Source organism: Leucobacter sp. M11, from assembly GCF_035726885.1.
GTDB lineage: Bacteria > Actinomycetota > Actinomycetes > Actinomycetales > Microbacteriaceae > JAPFRB01.
In genome coordinates this window covers 519,939-525,650 of the sequence record NZ_JAPFRB010000004.1, presented here as the reverse complement: position 1 = coordinate 525,650, position 5,712 = coordinate 519,939, and the positions used below count along the sequence as shown (strand labels likewise).

Below are 5,712 nucleotides of genomic sequence, written 5' to 3'. Positions count from 1 at the left end.
CGACGCCCGTTGTGGCGAGGCCAACATCCGCGGGAACCCCGCCCAGCGCGCACGCCTGCCGGACGCCGCGCGCCATCTGCTCGGCCACGAGCGCGTCGACCGGTCCCGTCTCGCGCAGCCGCTCCTCAGCCACGCCCAGCAGGCTCGCCTTCAGCTCCGTGGCGTAGGCGACGACGCCCCCGGAGACCGCCGCGGACGCGCCGGGCACCCGGACCAGCTCCGCGCAGAGGAGACCCCCGGTGAGCGACTCTGCCACCGCGAGGCGCACCCCCCGCTCGGCGGCGAGGCGGATGCACTCCGCGGCGAGGGTCATGCCCGCTTCCCCAGCCGGGCCGCGGTGATGACGTAGTCGATCCCGCTCGCGAGGGTGAGGCCGAAGGCGATCGCCATCGTGGCAATGTTCACCGGAACGATCCAGTCCCCGACGAGCCCGGCCAGGGGGAACAGCGCGAGCGCGATCGCGACGGACTGCGCGACGGTTTTGAGCTTGCCCATCCACGCGGCGGCCACGACGACCGAGCGAGCCTCGAAGAGCCGGTGCACGGTCACCCCGACCTCGCGGATGAGGATGATGATCGTGACCCACCAGGGCAGCTCGCCGAGGATCGAGAGACCGATGAGCGCGCTGCCGATCAGGGCCTTGTCCGCGATCGGGTCGAGGAGCTTGCCGAGATCGGTAATCAGGTTGTGCTTCCGGGCGAGGTAGCCGTCGAGGGCGTCGCTCGCGATGGCCACCACGAAGAAGATGGCCGCGACCCAGCGCCAGGGGCCGAGCGCCCCGCCGTCGGCGAGCAGCGCCCACAGGAAGAACGGGGTGGCCACGATACGGGCCGCCGTGATCACATTGGGCGCGTTCCAGTTCCTCGGCTTCGCGGGCGGAGCGGCGGGAGCGTTCGCATCGGTCATCGGGGTTCCCCTCGTCGTGGTACTGCGGGCGCGGGGCCGCGCGCAACGCGCCCCGTGTGCTTCAGGCTAGTCGTCCCGCCCGGTCAGACCCCAGGCGTCCTCGCTCTCCTCGGCCTCGACCTCTTCCAGACCCTCGGTGCGGGCCTCCAGCGGATCGAAGGCCTCGGCCTGGAGCGTCGCGGAGCCGCCGCCGGTGAACTGCGGGCCGGCCCCGGGCGAGGCGGGCTCGCCGCGCAGCTTCGCGAGCGTCGCGCCCAGCTGCTCCTGAGTGACCAGGACGTCGCGCGCCTTCGAACCCTCCGAGGGGCCGACGATCTCGCGCGATTCCATGAGGTCCATGAGTCGGCCCGCCTTCGCGAAGCCGACGCGGAGCTTGCGCTGCAGCATCGAGGTCGAGCCGAACTGGCTCGAGACCACGAGCTCGGTTGCCGCGAGCAGCAGCTCCAGGTCGTCCCCGATGTCGGCGTCGACCTCCTTCGCCTGCACCGTCTGGGCGACGTCGGCGCGGTACTCGGGCATCGCCTGCGCCTTGACGTGCTCGACAACGCGGGTGATCTCCTCCTCGCGCACCCACGCGCCCTGCACCCGGATGGGCTTCGACGCCCCCATCGGCAGGAACAGGCCGTCGCCCTGGCCGATGAGCTTGTCGGCTCCCGGCTGGTCCAGGATGACGCGGGAGTCGGTGACCGAGGCCACCGCGAAGGCGAGGCGGCTCGGCACATTCGCCTTAATCAGGCCCGTGACGACGTCAACGGAGGGCCGCTGGGTCGCGAGCACGAGGTGGATTCCGGAGGCGCGGGCGAGCTGCGTGATGCGCACGATCGACTCTTCCACGTCCCGCGGGGCGACGAGCATGAGGTCGGCGAGCTCGTCGACGACCACCAGGAGGTAGGGGTAGGGCTTGAGCACGCGCTGGCTGCCCTCGGGGAGCACGATGCCACCCGAGCGGACGGCCTCGTTGAAGTCGTCGATGTGCCGGAAGCCGAAGCTCTCCAGGTCGTCGTAGCGCATGTCCATCTCTTTCACGACCCACTGCAGCGCTTCGGCCGCCTTCTTCGGGTTCGTGATGATGGGGGTGATCAGGTGCGGCACGCCCTGATAAATCGTGAGCTCCACGCGCTTCGGGTCCACGAGCACCATGCGCACCTCGGCGGGCGTCGAGCGCATGAGCAGGCTCGTGATCATGGAGTTCACGAAGCTGGACTTTCCGGAGCCGGTGGACCCGGCCACGAGGAGGTGGGGGGTCTTCGCGAGGTTCGCGACGACGTAGCCGCCCTCGACGTCCTTGCCGATGCCGATCGTGAGCGGGTGGGTGCTCTTGCGGGCGGCGGGCGAGCGCAGCACATCGCCGAGCGAGACGTTTTCGCGGTCCTTGTTCGGGATCTCGACGCCGATGGCGCTCTTGCCGGGGATCGGCGAGAGGATGCGCACCTCGTTCGAGGCGACCGCGTAGGAGAGGTTCTTGGACAGCGCGGTGACCCGCTCGACCTTGACGCCGGGGCCGAGCTCGATCTCGTAGCGGGTCACCGTCGGCCCCCGGGAGAAGCCGGTCACGACCGCGTCCACCTTGAACTGGGCGAGCACCTCGGTGATCGAGGCGACAATGTCCTCGTTCGCCTGCGAGCTCGCCTTGGACGGCGGCCCGGCGGCGAGCGTGCCGTCGTCGGGCAGCTCGTACTCGGGCTGCGCCTGGCCGTCCGCGGCGCCCGCGAGGGGCAGGATTCGGGTGGGCTGGGATTCGGAGAGCGGGGCCGCGGGCTCCGAGGTGGGCTCGGGGGCGCTCTCGAAGGGATCGTAGGCGGTCGTCGGCGTATCATCGCCGAGGCCGGAGCCGACCGCGGGGGCCTGGGCGGCCGCCTGCTCCGCCTGGAGCAGGTCGGCGAACAGGCCCGTGGGGTAGACCCCCTCTGGCTCGGCCTCAGCCCGGGGCTCGGCGCTCTCGAGCGGCGAGTCGAAGGCGGGCTTGGCCGGGGCGCGCTCGGGCTCGTCGTCGAAGCCGAGCGCGGCGACGGCGGCCTCGATGGGCGCGGCGCCGTACTCGGGATCCTCCTCGCGGCCGGACTCGGTGCGCCGCCACCAGGGCAGCTCCCCCGCGCCGGGCTCGTCCTCGACGTCGAAGAGGGCGCTGTCGGCTTTCTTGCCTCGGCCGCGCTTGGGCTTTGCCGGGGCGCGCTCGGCGGCCTCGACGAGGTCCGCCGCGTCGGCGGCCGGGGTCGCGGGCTCGGGGGCCCCGAAGAGGTAGCGGTAGGCCTCGCCGAAGCGGGCCCCGATCCGGTTCGGCGGGGTCTTCGTGATGATGAGCACGGCGAGCAGGAGCAACAGGGAGAGCACGACCGTCGCGACCGGAACCGTGAGCTGCGCGAGCGGCTCGCCGATCATCCAGCCGAAGAGCCCACCCCCGCTCGCGAGGGTCACCATGCCCTCGCGGGGGTTCGGCCGCCCGCCGAAGAGGTGGCAGATCCCGGCAACCGACAGGAGCGCGAGGCCGAGGCCGATGCCGATGCGGCGGTTGTCGTGCACGCTGGAGGGGTTGTTAAACAGCCAGAACGCGAAGATGCCCATCACGATGGGGAGCCCGAAGGCGACGCCGCCGAAGAGGCCGCCGAAGGTCCACGCGCCCAGCTGCACGGCGACAGGGTTGCCGATGAGGAACCACTCGGTGACCACGCCGATCACGGCGAGCAGCACGAGGGCCAGCGGGATCCCGTCGCGGCGGTCCTCCGGCGCGATGGGTTCCAGGCGGAAGGCGCGGGCGAGCCCGCCGATCCCGTGGCCCATCGCGGTCCAGGCGCGCACCAGCCAGGGATCGCGCGCGGCCGTCTCGAACGCGACCGTTTTCGCGGTCGCGTTTTTCGTCGTCGCGGTCGCGCGGGTGCGCGTGCTCGCGGTGGGTGCGCCCTTTTTTGCTCGGGTCGCGGGGGTCTTGCTGGCCATGGTTCACAGGGTACAAGCAGCAACCGACAGCGGGCACCTGCGGGCCGGGTGTGTTGAAAACCCGCGGAATCACGGCGTGCTCCCGGGTGCGGCCCACCCGGGACAGACTAAGCTCGGGACTCATGGCATCCTCCCTTTTGCGGCGCCCCGCCCCGCTCACGTCCTCCCGAGCGATCGGCCGGGGCGAGTGAGCACCTCCGGGATCGGCCGCGCGAGCCTCTTTATCGCCTCTGGGACGATCGTCTCGCGGGTGCTCGGCCTCGTCCGGGCCATGATCCTCGCCTACGCCATCGGGATCAGCCTGAGCCCGGGGGCGGACGCCTTCGCGGTGGCCTCGCGCATCCCGAACACGATTTACACCCTCGTCGCCACGGGCGTGCTCAGCGCCGTGCTCGTGCCCCAGATCACGAAGGCGGCGCTCGCCAGAGACGGCGGCCGCGGCTACATCAACAAGCTGGTCACGATCGCGATCGTCGGCTCCGGGGCCATGATGGTCGTTGCCGTCGCGATCGCCCCGATCCTCGTGAAGCTCCTCGGGGCCACCTGGCCCCCCGAGCAGCTCCACCTCGCGACGATGTTCGCGTACTGGCTGCTGCCCCAGATCCTCTTCTACACGCTCTACACCGTGCTCGGCGAGGTCCTGAACGCGAAGAGCCTCTTCGGCCCCTATGCCTGGGCACCCGTGCTCAACAACATCCTGAACATCGCCGGCATGCTCGTCTTCGTGCTCGTCTACGGGCCGGACCCCGACGGGCACCGCGCCGTGGATGCGTGGTCGACCGGGGGCATGGCCCTGCTCGCGGGCTCCGCCACGCTCGGCGTCGCCGCGCAGGCCCTCGTGTTGTTCCTGTTCTGGAAGCGCGCCGGCCTGAGCTTCCGCCCCGACTTCGCCTGGCGCGGCATGGGGCTCGCGCAGACCGGGCGCATCGCCAGCTGGACCTTCGCGAGCGTCATCGTGACCCAGGTCGTCGGCTTCGTCAACGGCAGCGTCATGAACATCGCCTCGGGCACCGGGGCCGCCCTGGCCGCCTCCGATATGGCCGGGTGGATCTTCGTCCTCCCGCACTCGATCATCACGATCTCCCTCGTGACCGCGTACTTCACCCGGATGAGCGAGAACGTGCACCGGAACCGGATGGACCTGTTCAAGCAGGACCTGTCCTCGTCCGCGCGCCTCGCGGGCTTCGCGATGATGTTCTTCAGCGTGGTCCTGATCGTGCTGGCCTTCCCGATCAGCCGCCTAATGCAGCCCACCGCGAGCGACGTCGGGGTTTCCTCGCTCGCCGTCGTGCTCATCGCGAACCTGATCGGGCTCGTCCCCTTCAGCCTGCTCTTCGTGTTCAACCGGGGCTTCTTCGCGATGAGCGACACCAAGACGCCCTTCCTCATCACGGCGGGCCAGTCCGCGCTGACCCTCGCCGCCTCGGCCTTCTGCGCGACGCTGCCGCCCGAGATGATCACCGCCTCGCTCAGCGGCTTTGTCTCGCTCCTGCTCGGCGCGCAGGCGATCACCACCGTGCTCATCCTCCGCCGCCGGATCGGCATCCTGGGCGGGCGGGCGCTCTCGCGCTCCCTCGTCCAGTCCGCGCTCGGCGCGATCGTCTCCGCCGCCGGCGGCTTCGGCGCCCTGCTCCTGCTCGGCGGCGTCGGCCCGGAGAGCTTCGTCGTCGCGGGCTTCGGGCAGGCCTTCGTCACCTGCGCCCTGATCTTCCTGATCATGGCCGGGCTCTACGCCGGGGCCCTCTACGCGCTCGGCAACCGAGAGATGCTCGGGCTCGCCGCCCGGCTGGGCTCACCGCTCAAGCGGATCTTCCGTCGCTAGACTGATCCGGGTCCGCCGCAGGCGGACCGCAGCTGCGCCAGCCACCGCCG

Annotated in this window: 4 protein-coding genes; 1 reads left to right on the top strand and 3 read right to left on the bottom strand. The window is 71.0% G+C overall.

The window, feature by feature from the left end; genetic code table 11:
* From OOT08_RS14675 to OOT08_RS14665, 3 genes are all read right to left on the bottom strand, one after another.
* Positions 1-313: CinA family protein (locus OOT08_RS14675; RefSeq protein WP_325093530.1), on the bottom strand; the 313-nt coding region annotated here is incomplete at its 3' end.
* A complete protein-coding gene (gene pgsA, locus OOT08_RS14670) occupies positions 310-906 on the bottom strand; it encodes a CDP-diacylglycerol--glycerol-3-phosphate 3-phosphatidyltransferase (RefSeq protein ID WP_325093529.1) in 597 nt (198 codons plus the stop codon). The genes pgsA and OOT08_RS14675, both read right to left, overlap by 4 nt.
* Before the next feature lie 66 nt (positions 907-972).
* On the bottom strand, positions 973-3,840 hold the full coding sequence (locus tag OOT08_RS14665; protein ID WP_325093528.1) for an FtsK/SpoIIIE family DNA translocase: 2,868 nt from the start codon (positions 3,838-3,840) through the stop codon (positions 973-975).
* Positions 3,841-4,027: 187 nt separating this feature from the next.
* On the opposite strand from OOT08_RS14665, the gene murJ reads away from it, so the two are divergent.
* Positions 4,028-5,662 carry a murein biosynthesis integral membrane protein MurJ gene (gene murJ / locus OOT08_RS14660; RefSeq protein WP_325093527.1) on the top strand — a complete coding sequence of 545 codons (1,635 nt, stop codon included), beginning with the start codon at positions 4,028-4,030 and terminating at the stop codon, positions 5,660-5,662.
* Positions 5,663-5,712: the final 50 nt, after the last annotated feature.